This window comes from Polaribacter sp. PL03, from assembly GCF_033875165.1.
In the GTDB taxonomy this organism is placed as follows: domain Bacteria; phylum Bacteroidota; class Bacteroidia; order Flavobacteriales; family Flavobacteriaceae; genus Polaribacter.
In genome coordinates, this window is the sequence record NZ_JAWZSV010000006.1 from 160,217 (window position 1) to 180,381 (window position 20,165).

At 28.7% G+C, this 20,165-nt stretch carries 19 protein-coding genes; 15 read left to right on the top strand and 4 right to left on the bottom strand.

The genetic code is table 11. The annotated features are described in order from the left end of the window. Window positions 1–22 precede the first annotated feature (22 nt). On the top strand, window positions 23–1,006 hold the full coding sequence (pfkA, locus tag SHK09_RS13355; protein ID WP_319811286.1) for a 6-phosphofructokinase: 984 nt from the start codon (window positions 23–25) through the stop codon (window positions 1,004–1,006). Window positions 1,007–1,033: 27 nt separating this feature from the next. Continuing rightward, window positions 1,034–2,035: a type I glyceraldehyde-3-phosphate dehydrogenase gene (gene gap / locus SHK09_RS13360; RefSeq protein ID WP_319811287.1), complete on the top strand. Its 1,002-nt coding sequence runs from the start codon at window positions 1,034–1,036 to the stop codon at window positions 2,033–2,035. Between the two features lie 78 nt (window positions 2,036–2,113). On the opposite strand, the gene SHK09_RS13365 is transcribed toward gap, so the two are convergent. Together SHK09_RS13365 and SHK09_RS13370 are read right to left on the bottom strand one after the other, a co-directional pair. Further along, complete coding sequence (locus SHK09_RS13365) at window positions 2,114–2,494, bottom strand: RidA family protein (RefSeq protein WP_319811288.1); 381 nt, start codon at window positions 2,492–2,494, stop codon at window positions 2,114–2,116. A gap of 63 nt (window positions 2,495–2,557) precedes the next feature. After that, a complete protein-coding gene (locus tag SHK09_RS13370; RefSeq protein WP_319811289.1) occupies window positions 2,558–5,257 on the bottom strand; it encodes a putative LPS assembly protein LptD in 2,700 nt (899 codons plus the stop codon). A 92-nt stretch (window positions 5,258–5,349) separates the two neighbouring features. Between SHK09_RS13370 and SHK09_RS13375 the strand changes: the two genes are divergently transcribed. The 12 genes from SHK09_RS13375 (at window position 5,350) to SHK09_RS13430 (ending at window position 16,601) form a co-directional block, all read left to right on the top strand. Further along, window positions 5,350–6,435, top strand: coding sequence for an N-acetylmuramoyl-L-alanine amidase family protein (locus SHK09_RS13375; RefSeq protein WP_413774282.1), 1,086 nt, complete (start codon window positions 5,350–5,352; stop codon window positions 6,433–6,435). A gap of 54 nt (window positions 6,436–6,489) precedes the next feature. Next, a complete protein-coding gene (locus SHK09_RS13380; protein ID WP_319811291.1) occupies window positions 6,490–7,437 on the top strand; it encodes an MlaD family protein in 948 nt (315 codons plus the stop codon). A gap of 23 nt (window positions 7,438–7,460) precedes the next feature. Further along, a complete protein-coding gene (locus SHK09_RS13385; protein WP_319811292.1) occupies window positions 7,461–8,777 on the top strand; it encodes a (Fe-S)-binding protein in 1,317 nt (438 codons plus the stop codon). 105 nt (window positions 8,778–8,882) lie between these two features. Beyond that, complete coding sequence (locus SHK09_RS13390) at window positions 8,883–9,662, top strand: (Fe-S)-binding protein (RefSeq protein WP_319811293.1); 780 nt, start codon at window positions 8,883–8,885, stop codon at window positions 9,660–9,662. 1 nt (window position 9,663) lies between these two features. After that, entirely contained in the window at window positions 9,664–10,047 is a 384-nt protein-coding gene (locus tag SHK09_RS13395; RefSeq protein WP_319811294.1) for a hypothetical protein, read from the top strand. After that, complete coding sequence (locus SHK09_RS13400; protein ID WP_319811295.1) at window positions 10,044–10,553, top strand: PH domain-containing protein; 510 nt, start codon at window positions 10,044–10,046, stop codon at window positions 10,551–10,553. Before SHK09_RS13395 ends, SHK09_RS13400 begins: the two co-directional genes overlap by 4 nt. Continuing rightward, window positions 10,546–12,051, top strand: a complete 1,506-nt coding sequence (locus SHK09_RS13405; protein WP_319811296.1) for a PH domain-containing protein — start codon at window positions 10,546–10,548, stop codon at window positions 12,049–12,051. Before SHK09_RS13400 ends, SHK09_RS13405 begins: the two co-directional genes overlap by 8 nt. Further along, entirely contained in the window at window positions 12,042–12,971 is a 930-nt protein-coding gene (gene menA / locus SHK09_RS13410; RefSeq protein ID WP_319811297.1) for a 1,4-dihydroxy-2-naphthoate octaprenyltransferase, read from the top strand. The genes SHK09_RS13405 and menA overlap by 10 nt, the downstream gene beginning before the upstream one ends. Window positions 12,972–12,980: 9 nt before the next feature. Next, window positions 12,981–13,496, top strand: a complete 516-nt coding sequence (locus SHK09_RS13415) for an SRPBCC family protein (RefSeq protein ID WP_319811298.1) — start codon at window positions 12,981–12,983, stop codon at window positions 13,494–13,496. 12 nt (window positions 13,497–13,508) lie between these two features. After that, window positions 13,509–14,546, top strand: a complete 1,038-nt coding sequence (locus SHK09_RS13420) for an o-succinylbenzoate synthase (RefSeq protein WP_319811299.1) — start codon at window positions 13,509–13,511, stop codon at window positions 14,544–14,546. A gap of 5 nt (window positions 14,547–14,551) precedes the next feature. Continuing rightward, window positions 14,552–15,526: a CPBP family intramembrane glutamic endopeptidase gene (locus SHK09_RS13425; RefSeq protein ID WP_319811300.1), complete on the top strand. Its 975-nt coding sequence runs from the start codon at window positions 14,552–14,554 to the stop codon at window positions 15,524–15,526. After that, on the top strand, window positions 15,510–16,601 hold the full coding sequence (locus tag SHK09_RS13430; RefSeq protein WP_319811301.1) for an AMP-binding protein: 1,092 nt from the start codon (window positions 15,510–15,512) through the stop codon (window positions 16,599–16,601). Before SHK09_RS13425 ends, SHK09_RS13430 begins: the two co-directional genes overlap by 17 nt. On the opposite strand, the gene SHK09_RS13435 is transcribed toward SHK09_RS13430, so the two are convergent. Then, window positions 16,598–17,863, bottom strand: coding sequence for a hypothetical protein (locus tag SHK09_RS13435; RefSeq protein ID WP_319811302.1), 1,266 nt, complete (start codon window positions 17,861–17,863; stop codon window positions 16,598–16,600). The two genes, SHK09_RS13430 and SHK09_RS13435, sit on opposite strands and share 4 nt — an antisense overlap. Window positions 17,864–18,108: 245 nt before the next feature. Then, window positions 18,109–18,825: a YebC/PmpR family DNA-binding transcriptional regulator gene (locus SHK09_RS13440; protein WP_319811303.1), complete on the bottom strand. Its 717-nt coding sequence runs from the start codon at window positions 18,823–18,825 to the stop codon at window positions 18,109–18,111. 162 nt (window positions 18,826–18,987) lie between these two features. Here SHK09_RS13440 and SHK09_RS13445 point away from each other — a divergent pair, with 162 nt between their 5' ends. Further along, window positions 18,988–20,145 carry a T9SS type A sorting domain-containing protein gene (locus tag SHK09_RS13445; protein ID WP_319811304.1) on the top strand — a complete coding sequence of 386 codons (1,158 nt, stop codon included), beginning with the start codon at window positions 18,988–18,990 and terminating at the stop codon, window positions 20,143–20,145. The last annotated feature ends 20 nt before the right edge of the window (window positions 20,146–20,165 follow it).

A 20,165-nucleotide genomic window follows, 5' to 3' on the forward strand; every position in this document is an offset into this window, starting at 1 on the left:
CAGTAATTTTACAATATATAATATGAAAAAAATAAAAAAAATAGCAGTCATGACTTCTGGAGGAGACGCTCCAGGGATGAATGCAGCAATAAGATCTGTAGTTAGAGCATGTGCTTATTACAGTGTAAGTTGTGTAGGAATATACAGAGGCTATGAAGGTCTTATAGATGGAGATTTTGTAGAGTTAACAGCAAGAAGTGTTAATAATATAATTAATAAAGGAGGAACTATCTTAAAATCTGCACGTTCTAAAGAATTTAGAACAAAGGAAGGTAGAGCAAAAGCTTATGAGCATTTGCAAGAGAACGATATTGAAGCCATGGTTGTAATTGGTGGAGATGGTTCTTTTACAGGAGCTGTTGTGTTTAATGAAGAATATAATTTTCCTGTTATTGGTATTCCAGGAACCATAGATAACGACATCTTTGGTACTTCTCATACAATAGGTTATGATACAGCTTTAAATACTGCAGTAGAAGCAATAGATAAAATTAGAGATACGGCATCTTCACACAATAGATTGTTTTTTGTTGAAGTAATGGGGCGTGACGCTGGTTTTATTGCCTTAAATGCAGGAGTAGGAGCAGGAGCAGAAGAGATCTTAATACCAGAAGAAGATTTAGGTTTAGATAGAATGTTAGAATCTCTTAAAAAGAGTAGAAGAACAGGGAAATCATCTAGTATTGTTGTAGTTGCAGAAGGAGATAAGTCTGGTAGAAACGTTTATCAATTAGCTGAATATGTAGAGCAAAACTTACCAGAATATGATGTAAGAGTTTCTGTTTTAGGTCATATGCAAAGAGGAGGTTCTCCTTCTTGTTTTGATAGAGTTTTAGCAAGTAGATTAGGTGTAAAATCTGTTGAGTTATTGTTAGATGGTAAAACCAATTTAATGGTAGGCTTAAAAGATAATGAAGTAATAAGTTCTAGTATTGCTGAAGCAATAAAAGGAGGTCATTCTATTAATCAAGAACTTTTAAGAGTTTCTGATATAATGACAACATAATATTAATTAGTAATAAAATTAAAAAAAATGATAAAAATAGGAATTAACGGATTTGGAAGAATTGGAAGATTAGCATTCAGATCTTCAGTAAAAAGAGATAATGTACAAGTTGTAGCTATTAATGATTTATTAGATGTAGATTATTTAGCTTACATGTTAAAATATGATTCTGTTCACGGTAAATTTGATGGAACTGTTGAAGTAAAAGACGGTAAATTAGTTGTAAACGGAAACGAAATTAGAATTACTGCAGAAAGAGATCCTGCTAATTTAAAATGGAACGAAGTTGGTGCTGAATATGTAATTGAATCTACTGGATTTTTCTTAACAGAAGAAACTGCTGGAAAGCATATTACTGCAGGAGCTAAAAAAGTTGTTTTATCTGCACCTTCTAAAGATCATACACCAATGTTTGTTATGGGTGTAAATAACACAGAATTAAAAGCAGATCAACAAATTTTCTCTAACGCATCTTGTACAACTAACTGTTTGTCTCCTATTGCTAAGGTATTAAATGACAACTGGGGAATCTCAGAAGGTTTAATGACAACTGTACATGCTGCAACTGCAACTCAAAAAACTGTTGATGGTCCTTCTATGAAAGATTGGAGAGGTGGACGTTCTGCTATTGGTAATGTAATTCCTTCTTCTACTGGAGCTGCAAAAGCTGTAGGGAAAGTAATTCCTGCTTTAAACGGTAAATTAACTGGTATGGCGTTTAGAATTCCTACTATGGATGTTTCTGTTGTAGATTTAACAGTAAAATTAGAAAAACCAGCTACGTATGCAGAAATTTGTGCTGCTATGAAAGCTGCTTCAGAAAGTGGGCCAATGAAAGGTGTTTTAGGTTATACAGAAGATTTAGTAGTTTCTCAAGATTTTGTTGGAGATACTCGTACTTCTATCTTTGACGCTAATGCAGGTATCGCATTAAATGATAACTTTGTAAAAGTTGTTTCTTGGTATGATAACGAAATTGGTTATTCTACTAAAATTGTAGATTTAATTGAATATTCTGCTTCTTTGTAGCATTCAAAATATAAGCAATAAAAAACCTGATAGATTTATTTCTATCAGGTTTTTTTTATTTTTAACACTTGGTGTTTTTTATTTTACTGCAATTGCACTAATCTCTAGATTTACAAACTTAGGTAAGTTTGCTACTTCTACAGTTTCTCTTGCAGGAGCCGTTTCTTCATTAAAATACTTTGCGTAGATAGCGTTTATTTCTCCGAAGTTATTCATATCAGAAATAAAAATAGATGTTTTAATAACGTTTTCAAAAGTCATTTCAGCAGCTGCTAAAACTTCTTTTAAGTTTTCCATTACCTGTGTTGTTTCTTCTTTTATAGAGGCTAAATTTAATTCTCCTGTTTCAGGATTAATAGCAATTTGTCCGGAAGTATATAGTGTATTTCCACTTAATACAGCTTGGTTGTATGGTCCTATAGGTGCAGGTGCTTTTGTAGTTGTTATTATTTTTTTCATTGATTATAGTTTTAAAGGTATAAGAATTGCAAAGTTATGCTAACCTAGGTTTGTTTTAGATACTTAAAACAATGTTCTATCTGGTGGTTTATTTTTATCCCACTTAAGATCAGATAAAATAGAAGATTTTACACCAATAAAAAACGTGTAAGAAGAGTTTGTACCAAAAGGAACCCAATTAAAATTAAAATTCCAACTATCTAAATCTCTTGTAAAGTTAAATCTAGAAAAAGTAAAAGCACCGCCTTTAACATCGTAACCAGAAGAGTAACCTAGTTTCCATTTTGGAGATAATTCTACATTACCACTAAACATAATACTATGCACACCAATACTTCCGCCGTCTATACCGTTGTTTATATAGTTTGTAGAGTATGCTAAGTTTATAGACCAAGGTATGTCTGCTCTATATAATTTTGCAGTTTTATTCTTGTCTTCCTTCTTTTTATTTATTCCGTTGTTTGTCTGTCCAAATCTATCTGTAGGATTTATATCTGCACCAATTACATCGGTTGCATTATTAGGATCTCTGTTATTATCCTTTTTGCCTCCTTCTTTATCCTTTTTAAAATCTGCACTAGAAATAGAATAATTTGCTGTTAAGCTAGCATTTGTTAATCTTAAACCTAAAAAATTAGAATTAAATTGATTCACTCTAATAAGAGAACCTGTTGAAGATTCTATTACTTTATATGGATCTAACGATCCACTTAAATTTACAGATAACTTATCTTTTAATAAACGTGTTCCTGCAGAAAAACTCACTGGAGACCAACGTAAACTATCTGCTGCTATATTGTATGAACTACTAAAGTTTAAGTTGTTTAAAAGCGTTATTTTTTCATCTTCTTCATCACTATTTGGGTCTTTCGAGGCTACTTTAGCTTCTAAAACATTATTTAATGAGATTCCAATAGAGTTACTTAATCCAGAAGACGGTCCTCCATAGATACCTTGATCGAAGACAGTATACTCTTGAATGTCACTAGGATTATTACTAGCTTGTACTTGTTTTAAATATTTATCTTTAAAATCTGGTCTGTAAGAATAAGAAATAGAAGGTCTAAAAGTATGTCTTATAGCTTTTAGTCTTCCTTTTTTAAAGTTAAAAGTACCATAGATATTTGTAGATAAGCTTACGCCAGCATTGTATTCTCTATAACTCTTAAAACCTCTTAATGTATCTGTTACAATTACATTTTCTGTTACGTCGTAGTCTTTCTGAATATAATCAAATTGCCAAGTTTCTTCATAGTTTACACTTGGTGAAACCGTAAAATATTTAAAAGCTTTTAAATTTGTACTAGTTCCTGTTTTGTGTTGCATACCTGCCCTTGCAGTCTCAAACATTTTAGCTGTCAAGAAATCATCATCTGTAGTATTAATTAAATATTTACCATCTAATGTGTAGTTAAAACCCATTTTTTGAATAGGATTCTTTTTTACGCCATCTTTCCCTGCAAAAGGGTAGATTCTGTTCATGTTTAAGTTTAAAGATGGCAGCGTCATCGTTATTTGTTCTGTATTTGTATTTTGTTGATGTTGAGCCGTAACATTTAAGTTAAAAGGAGTACCAACAAATGTTTTACTATAGTTTATAGAAGAATTAAATGTATTTGTTTGTGTTTGTGCAACGTTAAATTGATTTTGAGATTCTCTAAAAAACTTGCTACTTCCTAAGTTTACAGAAGCTGTAAATCTAGAGTTTGGGCTCGCTTTGGTATCTTGGTTATGATTCCACCTAATATTAAAATTATTTGCTTTGGAATAATCATCAAAACCTCGAATACCATTAATGTTATTTTCGAAGCTAAAATTAAAGGCACCATTAAATCGATATCTTTTATTGTAATTAGAACTAGCTCTAAAACCCCAACTTCCGTTTGAATATGCATCTCCAGTAATTCCTAAATCTACATAGTCATTAATAGCAAAATAATATCCACCATTTTGAAAACCAATACCTCTATCACTACTTCCTGTATCAAAAGCAGGAATTAAAAAACCAGAAACACTAGTTTGGGTAATAGGAAAATATGCAAAAGGTAAATAAATAGGTGTTGGTATGTCTGCAATATAAAGTAGACTTCCACCTACAATTATTTTTTTTCCAGGAATTATTTTAGCTTTACTTGTACCAATATAATAGTCTAGTTTTTCTGATGTAGTAAATTTAATATCTCTTACATAAATTGTAGAATCGTTTACTCTTTTAGTTTTTTCACCAAAAGTAAACATCTCTCCTTGCTTGGTTTTTAAACCATAAATTAAAGCTTTTTTAGATTTAAAATTATAAATGATAGAATCTTGTTCAGACTCTTCACTACCTTGTTTAAAAACAGGGCGTTGTGTATAACCTGTACTGTCTATAATTCCTTTTGCAAAAAGTGTATTTTTAATATAATCAACAACAATAATACCTGCTTTTAAATCTATATCTGTGTAGGTAATATTGGCTTCATTATAAAGTGTTACTGTTTTGTTTTTAGCATTTTGTATGGTGTAATCTTTTGCAACATGCGTAATAATATCTTCAATAGTTTCTTTTGGTTTTATAGAATCTAAAGAAATGGAGTCTCTATTCTTAAGTAATAAAGAATCTTTTTTTATAGAAAAAGTACTATCTGTTTTTCTTAAAGGAATGGTATCCTTTTCTATTAAAGGGATTGTTATTTTTTTTGTCGTTTTTATATCCTGAGAAAAACCTAGCTTTGTGAAAAAGAAGATGCAAAATAAAAGTATGTATGATAGGTTTGTTTGCAATGCTTTAAATGCTATTTTTGTATGTGAATATAAATTTGGCGTAATATTTGAAACATCAAATTTAAGAATTCAAAATTAGTTAAATTTTATTGATGCAATCCCAACAAAAACACAAAAATATTATCAAAAGTAAAATTATTTTTCTACTGCTCTTCATATTAGTATGTAACAGCGTGTCAATCTATGCTCAAAAAGAGTATGTGGTTGTCTTAGACGCCGGTCATGGAGGTAAAGATCCTGGTAATTTAGGAAACGGATATAAAGAGAAGAATATTGCATTAAAAGTAGCTCTAAAAGTTGGTGAAAAGTTAAAACAGCGTAAAGATGTTAAAATACTTTTTACTAGAAATAAAGATGTTTTTATAGATTTATGGAAGAGAGGTGATATTGCAAATCATGCAAAAGCAGATTTATTTGTTTCTATTCATTGCGATTCTCATACATCTAATGCTTATGGTGCAGGAACTTTTGTTTTAGGTTTAAGAGGTAATAAAAAAAACTTAGAAATTGCTAAAAGAGAAAATGCGGCAATTTTATTAGAAGATAATTATCAAGATAAATACAAGGGTTTCGATCCTAATTCAGCAGAATCTGTAATTGGTTTGTCATTACTACAAGAAGAAAATTTAGATAAGAGTTTAGCTATTGCTAGTTTAATTCAGAATAATTTTACTTTTAAGTTGAAAAGAAATAATAGAAAAGTAAAACAAGATAATTTTCAAGTTTTAAGAGAAACAATAATGCCAAGTGTTTTAATAGAACTAGGTTTTCTAACAAACAAAAAAGAAGGTAGGTTCTTAAACTCTAATTCTGGCCAAACAAAAATGGCAAACGAAATTGCAGACGCTATTTATAATTATATTAAAAATTTAAAATTAAATACGGTTATAGAAGATGTTACAACTATAAATTCTGCAAGTGAAATTGAATTTAAAGTACAAGTTGCATCAGGAAAAAATAGAATTGCAACTAAATCTTATAACTTTAAAGGTTTAAAGAATATCGAAAGAATTCAATTAGGTAGCTTTTATAAATATTACTACGGAAATACTTCCTCTTATAGTTCTGCCGAAAAATCGATGAAAATAGCAAAATCTAAAGGATATAAAACTGCTTTTATTATTGCTTTAAAAAACGGTAAAAAAATCTCTATTCAAGATGCCTTAAAAAGGCCATAAAATTAACGGATTCTAATAAAAATTATTAGTAATTTTGTTGCAAAACATCTAAACATGTCTAAAGAATTAAAAACGGGAATTGTTGCAGTAATTATAATTGTTATTGCAGTTTGGGGATTTAATTTCCTTAAAGGACAAAATCTATTAGATCCAGGTTCACGTACTTTTAAAGTTGAATATGCTAAAATCGGAGGTCTTTCTAAGTCTAGTCCTGTGACAATTAACGGTTTAAAAGTAGGGAAGGTAGATAAAATAGAATTTGATAGAAGCGAAGAAAAGAGAGGACATCTATTAGTTACTTTTATAGTAAATAACGATTTTGAATTTTCTAAAAAGAGTATCGTCAAAATATATTCACCCAATCCTTTAAGTGGTTCTAATTTAGCTGTAATTCCTAATTATGAAGGTGAAACAGCTGTTTCTGGAGATTTACTAGAAGGTGAGATGGAAGAAAGCTTATTTACTTCTATTGGAGAAAGGTTAAACCCGCTTCAACAAAAAATAGAAAGAGTAATTGTAAGAGCAGACACTTTGTTTAGCGGCGTTAATAAGATTTTAAATGACAAAACTATTAACGGAATTAATAGTTCTGTTTCTAATCTAGCAGGAACAATCTCAGATATTAGAAAAACGATACAAGCTGTAAATTCTATGGTTGTTGATAATCAAGAAAACTTGAAGATTACTTTAGAAAACACTAAAAATATTACAGAGAATTTTAGTAAAGTATCAGACAGTTTAAATACGGTAGATTTTAATAAGATTATTAGAAAAGCAGAGGAAGCTGTTGGTAATTTTAATGAAATGTCTAAGAAAATTAATTCTGGAGACGGTACTATTGGTAAGCTAATTAACGACAAAAAAATGTACGATAATTTAGAAGCTGCTACAAGAGAACTAGAAGAATTATTAAGAGATATAAAGCTAAATCCAAAAAGATATATTCATTTCTCTATCTTTGGAAAAAGTCCAGAACCTTATGGCGAGGAAATAAAATACTAATTATAACCATTAGCACTATTTAAATGCAATACTTACCAAACATCCTTTTTGCAATCGCATTAATTGCTGGTATCAGCTTTTTTGTGATGAATATTCGCAAACTTTTTAGAAATATAAATCTAGGAAAAAGTATAGATAGAACAGATAATAAACCACAACGTTGGAAAAACATGTTTAAAATTGCTTTAGGGCAATCTAAAATGGTAAGAAGACCTTTTTCTGGTTTTTTACACATTATTGTTTATGTAGGTTTTATTATTATAAATATAGAAGTTTTAGAAATAATTATCGATGGAATTTTAGGAACACATAGAGTTTTTCAAGGTTTTATAGGTGATGCTGTTTACGGCTTTTTAATTGCAACTTTCGAAATTCTAGCAGCTTTAGTTTTTGTAGCTGTTATTCTTTTCTGGACACGCAGAAATATAGCAAATATTAAACGTTTCTTAAGTTCTGAAATGAAAGGTTGGCCAAAAATGGATGGAAATATAATTCTATACTTTGAGATGGTTTTAATGACACTTTTCTTAGTAATGAATGCTACAGATACTACTTTTCAGCAAGCTGGAATTGGAAATCCTATAAGTCAGTTTATTGCACCTTTATTTAATGGCTTTTCTCCGGAAGCAGTTCATACAATAGAAAGAACAGCATGGTGGATTCATATTTTAGGTATTTTAGTTTTCTTAAACTATTTATATTATTCGAAGCATTTACATATTTTATTAGCTTTTCCTAATACGTTTTTTGCAAATTTAAAACCTAAAGGACAATTTAATAATTTAGAATCTGTTACCAATGAGGTAAAGTTAATGATGGATCCAGATGCAGATCCTTACGCTGCACCTGCAGAAGGAGCAGAAGATGAAGTGCCAGAGAAATTTGGTGCATCAGATGTTTTAGATCTAAATAAAATGCAACTCTTAAATGCCTATACATGTACAGAATGTGGTAGATGTACATCTGCTTGTCCTGCAAATTTAACAGGTAAAAAATTGTCTCCAAGAAAAATCATGATGGATACAAGAGATCGTCTAGAAGAAGTTGGTAGAAATATCGATGCAAATGGAGGTACTTTTAAAGATGATGGAAAACAATTATTAAACGATTATATTTCACCAGAAGAACTTTGGGCTTGTACGAGTTGTAATGCTTGTGTAGAAGAATGTCCTGTAAATATAGATCCTCTTTCTATTATTATGGATATGAGAAGATATTTGGTAATGGAAGAAAGTGCTGCACCACAAGAACTAAACTCTATGATGGCTAATATAGAAAATAACGGAGCTCCTTGGCAGTATAATCAACAAGACAGATTAAACTGGGCTAAAGAAGATTAGGCTACAGTTTTAGAGAAATGTTCGTTCGAGTGGTTTTTTTAAGAAACCGAAGCAAGAACAAATAATTACATGAATAAACAATTACAAGAATAAACATCAAAAGATATGAACGTACCTACAATGGCAGAAATGTTAGCTCAAGGAAAACAACCAGAAGTGTTGTTTTGGGTTGGCGCAGCAGGAAGTTATGATGATAGAGCAAAAAAAATATCAAGAGCATTTGTAAAAATATTACATCAAGCAAACGTAAATTTTGCGGTTTTAGGAACAGAAGAATCATCTACAGGAGATGCAGCTAAAAGATCTGGAAACGAATTTTTGTTTCAGATGCAAGCAATGATGAATATTGAAGTTTTAAATGGTTATGAAGTAAAGAAAATTGTTACTTGTGATCCTCATTCATTCAATACTCTAAAAAATGAATATCCAGGTTTAGGTGGTAAGTATGAAGTTTTTCATCACACACAGTTTATACAAGATCTAATTTCAGAAGGTCGTTTAAAAATAGATCAAACAACACTTCAAGGTAAAAGAGTAACCTTTCACGACCCTTGTTATTTAGGTAGAGCAAATGAAGTTTATGAATCTCCAAGAGATTTAATTAGAAGGTTAGGTGTTAATTTAACAGAAATGAAACGCAACAAAACTACAGCTTTATGTTGTGGTGCTGGAGGAGCACAAATGTTTAAAGATGCAGAAAAAGGAGATAAAGAAATTAATGTTTTAAGAACAGAAGATGCTTTAGAAACCAAGCCAGATATTATAGCAACAGGTTGCCCTTATTGTAATACTATGATGACAGATGGTATTAAATTTAAAGAAAAGGAAAGCGAAGTTGTGGTAAAAGATATTGCAGAATTAATTGCAGAAGCAAATAACTTATAAGATGAAACATTTTTTTTTAATTTTCCTTTTAATAACAGCTTTTTCTACAAGCGCAAAAAATAATGCTGCAGAAAAAGAATCTAAACCTGTTATTGTAAATAAAGTAAGTACAATAATAGAGAACGAAGTAGAAAATAAAATTTTGTTTACGGTTCAAATAGCAGCACTACATAACGAGAATGAAACCTTCGAAAACCTAGAAGGTGTTACTATTTATATAGAAGATAGCTTTATTAAATATAGATTAGGTGAGTTTGCAACTTACAAAGAAGCAAGAGCATTTCGTAGAAGTATTTTAAGTAAGTATCCAGATGCTTTTGTGCAAGCAATAAGAGATGGTTTACGAGTTCACATTCAAGATGCTTTGTCTGAAGTAGCTATATGATAGATTCTTTTCAAAATATAGAAGTTACTTCCTTTCCAGATATTACTAAAATTGATTTTAAATCGATAAATAACAAGTATTTAAGAGTTATAATTATAAATATAAGTTTAGTTTTTGTAGCGCTTTTTGTAGCAGCTTTTTTTATTAATTATAAAGATCTTTTCGAATTATCTGAATATTCAATTTGGATTTATCTTATAATTGCTATTCTTTTAGTTATAATATTTACCATAAAAATTATTGGTTTTAAAAAGAGAAAATATGCCGTTAGAGAAAAAGATATTTCTTACAAAAAAGGTGTTTTCTTTAGAAGTTTAACCACAGTTCCTTTTAATAGAATACAGCATGTAGAAATTGATCAAGGACCTATTTCTCGTTTTTTTGGTTTGGTTTCTCTAAGTGTTTTTACTGCAGGAGATAGTAGTGACGATTTAAAAATTAGCGGACTTTTAAAAGAGGAAGCGCAGCAAATTAAAGAATTCATCAGTAATAAAATAGATGGGTAATACAGAGAACTTTAGCCAGTTTAGAAGGCAATCTAAAAAAGGAATTCTTGTAATTTATCTAAACATCTTATACAAAGTTTTAAAAGCTTTTTGGGTTTTACTTTTTCTTTTCATTCAAAAATTTTCTAAAATTTCAGACGAAGTACTACTTTACATTTATTTAGGTGTTGGTGGTTTGTTATTGTTTTTCTTGGTTAGAGCTTTTTTAATTTTTAAAAATTTTAAATTTAAAATAGAAAATCAACATTTTATTTTAAAGAAAGGAATCATAAAAAAAACAAATACTTCTATTCCTTTTGATAGAATTCAGAACATTAATTTTAAGCAAAATATTATTCAGCAAATTATAAATGTTCATGAAGTAAATCTTGAAACTGCTGGTTCTAGTAAAGCAGAAATATCTATAAAAGCATTATCTTTTAAAGAAGCGAGTGCTTTAAAACAAGCCATTACAATTTTTAATAATAATGTAACAGAATCTGAGATAGATACTAAAGTTGTTGAAAAACCTTTATTAAAAGTAGATTTTTTAGCTTTAATGAAAGTAAGTATAACAGAAAATCATTTACAGAGTTTGTTGCTTTTATTTGCAATTTTAGTTGGTTTTTATCAACAAATAGATGAACTAGTTAAAGGTTTAGGTAAACGAGAGCAGTTAAAAGACTTTATATCTAATAATACTTCTGCATTAGAAACAAGCGTTATTTTAATAATAGGTTTGCTTATTTCTTTAACGGTTGTTGCTGTTTTAAGTTCTGTGGTTAGAGTTGTGCTTAGACATTTTAATTTAACTGTTTTTGTAAAGAATAGCGCATTAGAAATTTATCAAGGTTTAACAACAAAGAAATCTGTTATTTTAAAGAAAGATAAAGTACAGCACATTACTATTTCTCACAATCCAATAAAAAAATGGTTAGGTATTTCATTTATTACTTTTAAGCAGGCTATTAGCGGAAAAGTAAAAAAGAAACAAGATAAGATTATTAAGATTGTTGGTTGTAATAAAGAACAGGTTACTGCAATAAAAACATTGCTTTTTCCAGGAGAAATATTAGAAGGTATTAATAAGAATTATTCACATTCATATTTTAAATATAGAATGTATGTTAGAAGCGTTTTCTTCTTTGTGGCATTAAATATAGGTTTGTATTTTGTAGTTGAAAATAATTATGTTTTTTTAGTAAACATTATCTTAGTGCTCCTTTTTATTTTTATTATCGAATTAAAATTCAGAAAACGATACTACCTTTTTAATGAAGAATTACTTTTAGTTGGTCAAGGAATAGTAGAAACACACAAAACTTTTTTGCCTTTTTTTAAAGTACAAAATATAGAATTGAAACAAACTATTTTTCAAGTGAGAAAAAACGTTGCAGATTTAGTTTTTCAGACTGCATCTGGTAAAATAAAACTACCTTGCATACCCTTAGAAAAAGCACAAAAAATATATAATTACACTTTATTTAAAGTAGAAACTAGTAAGAAATCATGGATGTAAAAAGTTATATAAAAGCAGCAAGATTAAGAACGCTTCCTTTATCTATTTCTGGGATAATTGTTGGTGCAGTTTTAGGTAATGAATTTGTAAATAATTTAACAATAAATGGTGTGAAAACTTCAATTTGGGAATCTCCTATTTTCTGGTTAGCAATTTTAACCACAATTGGTTTTCAGGTTTTGTCTAATTTTGCAAACGATTACGGAGACGGAATAAAAGGTTCTGATACAAATAGAATAGGAGAAGCAAGAATGGTTTCTTCTGGTGCAATTACGCCAAAGCAAATGAAAATGGCAATGATAATTACTACAATTATCACCTTAATTATTGCTTTGTTATTAATTTTCGTTGCCTTTGGTAGTGAGAACTTCAGACTTTCAATTTTATTTTTTGGTTTAGGTATTGCATCTATTGCAGCGGCTATAAAATATACAGTTGGTAATTCTGCTTATGGTTATAGCGGTTTTGGAGATGTTTTTGTATTTCTTTTCTTCGGATTATTAAGCGTTGTTGGAAGTTATTTTTTGTTTACAAAACAAATTGACTTTAAAATATTTTTACCAGCAATATCTGTAGGTTTATTAAGTACTGCAGTTTTAAATTTGAATAATTTACGAGATAGAGAAGAAGATAAAAAGAATAATAAAAATACTTTAGTAGTAAAATTAGGAACAGATAAAGCAAAAATATATCATTATTTATTAATCATTTTATCATTAATTGCTGCTTTGGTTTTCGTGTTTCTAGATTTTAGATCTATTTATCAATGTATCTTTTTAGTGGCATTTATTCCATTAATAAAAAATGCAATAACAGTATCAAAAAATAACATTCCTGCAGCGTTAGATGGTGAATTAAAAAAAGTAGCATTAAGCACCTTTTTATTTGCTGTTCTATTAGGAATAGGACAACTTTTTTAAAATTTATATATGAAAACAATAAAAGTAATTTTAATTATTATCTCTGTTTTAGTTTTGGCTTTTTTAGCAACTGGTTTGGTTATTAAAGACACTAGTTATTCAGCAAAAATTTCTATAGAAAAACCACTTAACGAAGTTTTTAGTAATTTCATGGAAATTGATAGTGTTAAAAATTGGGTTCCAGATATTCAATCTGTAGAAGTTGTAAATAACAACCCAGGTATTACAGGTAATATTTATAATGTTGTGGTTTTAAACCAAGGACAAGAAATAAATATGACCAAAAAAATTATGGCATATGTGCCTAATGAAAAAGTTACTTTTTTTTACGATGCAGAAAACATGTTAAAGAAAGACGATTTTCTTTTTTCTGAGGAAAATGGAAAAACAATAATTACCTTAAACGCTAGATGCCAAAGTGAATCTTTTATAATGGCATGTATGTTTCCTTATTTTAAAGGTACTTTTCAAAAACAAGACCAATCGTATTTAAATAATTTTAAAACGTTTGTAGAAAAACAATAAATCTATTTTAGGTTGATAAAAGCAGTATATAAAAAATACATTCTTAATTTTAAAAATCCTAGTGGAACTTCCCGTGGAGTTTTAAGAACAAAAGAAACATGGTTTATTCTTTTAGAAAAAAATGGTAAAACTGGTATTGGCGAAACAGGTTTGTTTCGTGGTTTAAGTATAGACGATGTTCCTAATTATGAAGAGAAATTAATTTGGGTCTGTAAAAACATAAATTTACGACTCGATTTTTTATTAAAAGAATGTATCGAGTTTCCTTCTATTCAGTTTGGGTTAGAACAAGCCTTTTTATCATTAGAAAGTACAGATAAGTTTAATTTATTTCCTTCAGATTTTACCAAAGGAAATTCAGCAATAGCTATTAATGGCTTAGTTTGGATGGGAGATAAGCAGTTTATGAAATCTCAAATTCAAGAAAAGTTAGAAACCGGTTTTTCTTGCATAAAAATGAAAATTGGTGCCATAGATTTTAATACAGAAATTATGTTATTAAAATCGATAAGAAAAGAGTTCTCTTCTAATGAAATAGAATTAAGAGTAGATGCAAATGGTGCTTTTAAACCAGAAAATGCATTAGATAAGTTAAAAATACTCTCAGAATTAGATATTCACTCCATAGAGCAACCAATTAAACAAGGTCAATTACAAGAAATGGCTTTTTTATGTGAAAATACGCCATTACCAATTGCGTTAGATGAAGAGTTAATTGGTGTTTTTTCATCCGAAGAAAAAAAGAAAGTATTAGCAACTGTAAAACCGCAATTTATTATTTTAAAACCAAGTTTAGTTGGTGGTTTTTCTGGAAGTAAAGAATGGATTGATTTAGCTGAAAGCAAAAATATAAAATGGTGGATAACTTCTGCCTTAGAAAGTAATATTGGTTTAAATGCAATTGCACAATTTACGCACAGTTTAAAGAATGAGCTGCCCCAAGGTTTAGGAACAGGAGGTTTGTTTACTAATAATTTTGAAAGTCCGTTAGAAGTAAAAAACGGAACACTGCATTACAATACTTCCAGAAAATGGAATTTTAACTTATAAGAAACATGAATTATATAGAACAAGCATATAAAGGTAAAAACGAATGGTATCATTGGGTTTTAACATTTATATTAGTGGTTTTAGGTTGGCAGGTTATTGGTGCTTTTCCTTTATTAATGGCAGCAGCAGCAAAATCAGAAAATATGACTCAGTTTTCTGAATTTGCAGAAGATGGATTTATGACAGCTGGCTTAAATAAAAATTTCTTACTGTTTTTAATGATTCTTACTTTTTTTATAGGGTTAATTTTTCTTTTTATTGGAGTAAAATATATACACAAAAGAACCATTACTTCTTTAATTACTAGTAGAGACAAAATTGATTGGAAGCGTTTTTTTTACGGTTTTTTTGTTTGGGGTATTTTAGCGGTAGCAATGTCTTTTGTTGGTATTTTACTAGCACCAGAAAATTTTACTTGGAATTTTAATGCAACTCCTTTTTTTACTTTAGTAGCAATTTCATTTTTGTTTTTACCTTTTCAAACAAGTTTAGAAGAATTGCTTTTTAGAGGTTATTTTATGCAAGGAATTGGTGTTTTGGCAAAAAATAGATGGGTTCCTTTACTTATTACTTCAGTAGTTTTTGGCTTGTTACATGGCGCAAATCCAGAGGTTGCAAAATTGGGGCAAATTACCATGGTTTTTTATATTGGTACAGGTTTGTTTTACGGAATTGTAACTTTAATGGATGAAGGAACAGAGATTTCTTTGGGTTTACACGCAGTTAATAATATTACTGCGGCTTTTTTAATAACTACAGATTGGACGGTTTTTCAGACAGATGCTTTGTATATCGATACCTCTGAGCCAGCTGTAACTTGGGAAATGTTTTTTCCTGTTTTTGTTTTATATCCTTTAATGCTATTTATTTTTTCTAAAAAATATGGTTGGTCTAATTGGAAAGAAAAATTAACAGGTAAAATTACACAGCCAATTAATTTAAAAGAAAATTATAGAGTTTTAGATGAAATTGGAGAATAATAATTTTCATAAAGATTTTAAATTAAATAATAATTCGTTCGCTAACATTAATGAATTACTTAAATATACACGCAATTTTTCTAATGAGATTCATCTTTTTTTAGAAGATTGGTTTTCTAGTAAAGAATTTGTTATTGTGCAAACTTCTGGTTCTACAGGGAAACCTAAGTTCATACAATTACAAAAAACACAAATGCAGCATTCTGCTTTTGCAACAGGATTGTTTTTTGATCTAAAAGAAAATACAACTGCTTTATTATGTCTACCTGTAGCGTATATAGCGGGTAAAATGATGCTTGTAAGAGCAATTACCTTAGGTTGGCGTTTAGATGTTGTTTTATCAAATTCAGAGCCCTTAAAGAATGTTTTTACTAATTACGATTTTTCTGCAATGGTGCCTTTACAAGTAGAGAGTTCTTTAAGTAAATTAAGTTTAATTAAAAAACTAATTGTTGGCGGTGGAGTTGTTTCTAATCAATTGCAAGAAAAATTACAAAGTGTTTCTACACATGTTTTTGCTACTTATGGTATGACGGAAACAATTACTCATATAGCTGTTAAGCAATTAAATAATTTACAATTATTAAAAGAGAATTTTTCTAAGAAATCTTTTTATAAAACGTTGCCTAACACAACTATTTATAGAGATGAAAGAAATTGTTTAGTTATAAAAAACGATAAAATTTCAAATGAAGTTATTTTTACGAATGATGTTGTTCGTTTAATTTCTGATACTCAATTCGAGTGGTTAGGTAGATTTGATAATGTTATTAATTCTGGTGGAATAAAATTACATCCAGAAAAAATTGAAGAAAAACTATCTAAAATTATAACACAACGTTTCTTTGTTATTGGTAATTCCGATGAGAAATTAGGGCAGAAATTAATTCTTATTGTTGAATATAAGGGGAATGGGGAATTAAAATTAAAAAAACTTTTAGCAACTAAAATTAAGAATCTACAATCGTTATCTAAGTTTCAGGTTCCTAAAGAAATCTATTTTATAAATCATTTTATAGAAACAGAGACAAAAAAAATCCAACGTAATAAAACGTTGGATTTAGTTAAGTTTTAACTTAAGTTTAGAAGATAATTCCTTAAATCTTCATCTTCATCTAAATTCATTTTCTTTTTAATTCTATATCTTCCTGTTTGTACAGATCTTGGGTCTATAGAAAGTATTCTTGCTATTTCTTTTGTTTGCATATGTAGTTTTATAAACATACAATGTCTTAATTCTGTTTCAGAAATAGAAGGATGTTTTTCGATGAGTTTATCGTAGAAATTGTCGTGTACAGCATTAAAATGTTCCTTTAAAGTGTCCCATTCTTCATTTCTTTTTAAAACATGATCAATCTGACTAGTAATTTCTTTTATAACAGTTTTTTCTTCTGTTTTTATACCTTTTAAATCTGCTTTTATTTCTTTAAAATATTGTTTATTATGAAGTAGATTTGTAGTTAAGGTGATCATTTCTTTCTCTTTAGATAAAACTTCAGAGTTTAGATTTTTTAATTTCATGTTTTTTTCTAAACTCTTTTTCTTCAAATTTTGAATTATAAAATAATTAGCAAACAATGATATGATAAAGAGTATGCTAATTAAAAAAACTAAAACCTTTAAGTTATAATTAGTGTTTTCTATGCTTTCTTTTTGAAGTAGGATTTTTTCATATTCAAATTTTGAGTTTAAATCTTTTATCTTAACTTCTAATTCTTTGTTAGTTTTATTTTTGTTATCTACAACAAAAGATAAAACATCTGTATTGTTATGCCCAATTATTTCTAAACTAAAGATACAGTCGCTAGAGTATTCGTAGGACTGATGTACGGAGACACTTATAATATTTTCTCCATTTTTAAAAATAGAGTTATCAAAAAAATGCTGTTTAAAGTTGTGTTCATCTTCTCCTTTAACTGTATTAATAGCTATTGTTGTGTTATTAATTGTAGAGTTGGGCATATTATCTCTAAATAGCTCTTTTCCGTTAACATAAACTACTGCGCCATCATCTCTTTGTAATTTAAATTCATAAGCAACATACTTGTTATCTATTAAAAATTTCTTTTTAAAATATTTAGTAATATGTTTTTTCTTTTTATTATTACCAAAATTAAGTTCTGTCTTGTTTTTTTTATCACCATAACCTAAGGGAGATTTTCCTTTTTTCCAATTAGAAAAATCAGTAAGATTTATCCAGTCATTTTCTAAGTAACCATTGTCATAATAATGCCAAAAATCTTGATCTTTAACTATAATATCTTGTGAAAAATAGGTGGTACCTTGAAAAATAAATAATAGAAAAAATATATTTCTCAGTGAGGTTATTTCTTTCATTTTTAAGCTTGTAAGTATTGTTGTAGTGTAAATGTAGTAGAATTTATACAATAAAAAAGTAAATGTTGTAGTTTAGTTGGTGTTATAATATTGTTAAAGTGTAAAATATATCTATATTTGAAGAAGTTATGAGGAGACTCTGTAATAACTAGATTGGGGGATTGAAATTATTACATTGAAGATTCAAAAAAGTCGTGATTTAATTATCACGACTTTTTGTATTTATAGAATATGTGGAGAGTGTTTTACATTTCCATAGAATGAAATACATTTTGTACATCATCATCTTCTTCTAATTTTTCTAAAAGTTTTTCAACATCTGCTTGTTGTTCTTCATTTAGTTTTGTTGTAGTAGTAGGAACTCTTTCAAAGCCAGAAGATAATATTTCTGTATTGTTTTCTTCAAAGAAAGATTGTATTGCACCAAACTGCTCAAAGGGAGCATAAATAATTATTCCTTCTTCATCATCAAAAACTTCTTCAACTTCAAAATCTATTAATTCTAACTCTAGTTCTTCTAAGTCTACCGTAATATCTTCTTTTTTAAGAGTAAATGTACATACATGGTCAAACATAAACACAACAGACCCAGAAGTACCTAGGTTTCCATCGCACTTATTAAAAGCAGATCTAACATTAGCAACTGTTCTATTATTATTATCTGTAGCAGTTTCTAAAAGAAGTGCAATTCCATGAGGTGCATATCCTTCGAACAAAACTTCTTTATAGTTTGCAGTATCTTTATCAGTAGCTTTTTTAATAGCTCTTTCTACATTGTCTTTAGGCATGTTTGCAGCTTTTGCATTCTGCATAACAGCTCTTAGTCTAGAATTTGAATCAGGATTTGGACCACCATCTTTAATAGCCATTACAATATCTTTACCAATTCTAGTAAAGGTTTTTGCCATTGCTGACCAACGTTTCATCTTGCGTCCTTTTCTTAGTTCGAATGCTCTACCCATTTCTGTTTTTTTATAAATATGTTGAATAGCAAATGTAAAAATTTGAAAGGGGTTTCACAATTATTTTGAAACTTGATTTCTTATCAAAATATACCTAACACTAGGTATTGTTTTTACAATTTTATATAAATATTTTTAAAAATAATTAAAAACAATACAATTATGAAAAAAAATACTTTATTACTTTTTATTTTTATGACAACTTTTATGGTTGGTCAAGACAAGCTTACCTCTAACATAGAGGAATATTATGATGGTGCAAATTGGATTATTAGTAACAAAATTGAATATACTTATGATAATAACAGAAATTTGACAAAATCAGTAGATTTGTATTGGCAAACTTCTCAATGGGTTAAATCTTACGCATCCATTTATACTTATAATTCAAATAATAAGGTTATTGCAGAAACTTATGAAAATTATGATGTAAATGGCAATATCACAGGAACACAAGAAAGAACTTTAAATACTTATAATTCTAATGGAGATTTAAGTCAAATTTTAAACCAAACATTTTTAAATTCTAATTGGGTAAATGAGGGTAAATTTGATTTGACATATACTAGTAATAGACTTTCTTCTGCAATTGGTTATGAATGGAATGGTTCTACTTGGTTTCTTGGACAAGAAGATTCCTTTAGAATAACTTTTAGTTATAATTCAAATGGAAATGTTAGTGTTTCAAAATCGGATGAATGGAATGGTACAAATTGGGTTGATTCAGACAGAACTATTTTTACTTATGATGGTAATAATAGAGTTATTATTGATGAAGGACAAATTTGGAATGGCACAAATTGGGCAACTGATTACAAATCTGAATATACCTATGATGCTAATGGAAATACGGTTACAGAGATAGAATCTTATTTAGATAATGGTATTTTAACTGTGCAACCTTTAGTAACAATAACTTTTGATACTACAAAATTAATGTCTAGTTTTTCACATCCTTTCAGAGATAAAACAGGTCTTGATGTTCTTTTTCCTACTTTCAGTGTTGTGAATAAAATTTCAGGAAAATCTTCTACTAATAGCAGAACTACATATTATTATGGAAACGAACCTACTGCAAGCGTAAGTGATTTTGCTACTTTAAGCTTTACAGCATATCCAAATCCAACAAAAGATTTTATAACTATTGATACTGCAAATTCTAAAGTTGAAAATATCGTTTTATTTAACGTTTTAGGAAGAAAGGTTTTCTCTTCAAATAAAAAAGAATTAGATATTAGAAACTTATCTAAAGGTGTTTATATTTTAAAAGTGAAAACAACTGAGGGTAAAATAGCAAGTAAAAGAATTATTAAAAATTAAGTTTTTTGATAATTTTATTA

Excerpts from the sequence above, each read along its gene's own strand:
- SHK09_RS13390 (WP_319811293.1), top strand. The coding sequence starts at position 8,883 with ATGAACGTACCTACAATGGCAGAAATGTTAGCTCAAGGAAAACAACCA.
- gap (WP_319811287.1), top strand. The coding sequence starts at position 1,034 with ATGATAAAAATAGGAATTAACGGATTTGGAAGAATTGGAAGATTAGCA.
- pfkA (WP_319811286.1), top strand. The coding sequence starts at position 23 with ATGAAAAAAATAAAAAAAATAGCAGTCATGACTTCTGGAGGAGACGCT.
- SHK09_RS13425 (WP_319811300.1), top strand. The coding sequence starts at position 14,552 with ATGAATTATATAGAACAAGCATATAAAGGTAAAAACGAATGGTATCAT.
- SHK09_RS13395 (WP_319811294.1), top strand. The coding sequence starts at position 9,664 with ATGAAACATTTTTTTTTAATTTTCCTTTTAATAACAGCTTTTTCTACA.
- SHK09_RS13380 (WP_319811291.1), top strand. The coding sequence starts at position 6,490 with ATGTCTAAAGAATTAAAAACGGGAATTGTTGCAGTAATTATAATTGTT.
- SHK09_RS13430 (WP_319811301.1), top strand. The coding sequence starts at position 15,510 with ATGAAATTGGAGAATAATAATTTTCATAAAGATTTTAAATTAAATAAT.
- menA (WP_319811297.1), top strand. The coding sequence starts at position 12,042 with ATGGATGTAAAAAGTTATATAAAAGCAGCAAGATTAAGAACGCTTCCT.
- SHK09_RS13440 (WP_319811303.1), bottom strand. The coding sequence starts at position 18,825 with ATGGGTAGAGCATTCGAACTAAGAAAAGGACGCAAGATGAAACGTTGG.
- SHK09_RS13415 (WP_319811298.1), top strand. The coding sequence starts at position 12,981 with ATGAAAACAATAAAAGTAATTTTAATTATTATCTCTGTTTTAGTTTTG.
- SHK09_RS13435 (WP_319811302.1), bottom strand. The coding sequence starts at position 17,863 with ATGAAAGAAATAACCTCACTGAGAAATATATTTTTTCTATTATTTATT.
- SHK09_RS13400 (WP_319811295.1), top strand. The coding sequence starts at position 10,044 with ATGATAGATTCTTTTCAAAATATAGAAGTTACTTCCTTTCCAGATATT.
- SHK09_RS13405 (WP_319811296.1), top strand. The coding sequence starts at position 10,546 with ATGGGTAATACAGAGAACTTTAGCCAGTTTAGAAGGCAATCTAAAAAA.
- SHK09_RS13365 (WP_319811288.1), bottom strand. The coding sequence starts at position 2,494 with ATGAAAAAAATAATAACAACTACAAAAGCACCTGCACCTATAGGACCA.
- SHK09_RS13385 (WP_319811292.1), top strand. The coding sequence starts at position 7,461 with ATGCAATACTTACCAAACATCCTTTTTGCAATCGCATTAATTGCTGGT.
- SHK09_RS13445 (WP_319811304.1), top strand. The coding sequence starts at position 18,988 with ATGAAAAAAAATACTTTATTACTTTTTATTTTTATGACAACTTTTATG.
- SHK09_RS13375 (WP_413774282.1), top strand. The coding sequence starts at position 5,350 with ATGCAATCCCAACAAAAACACAAAAATATTATCAAAAGTAAAATTATT.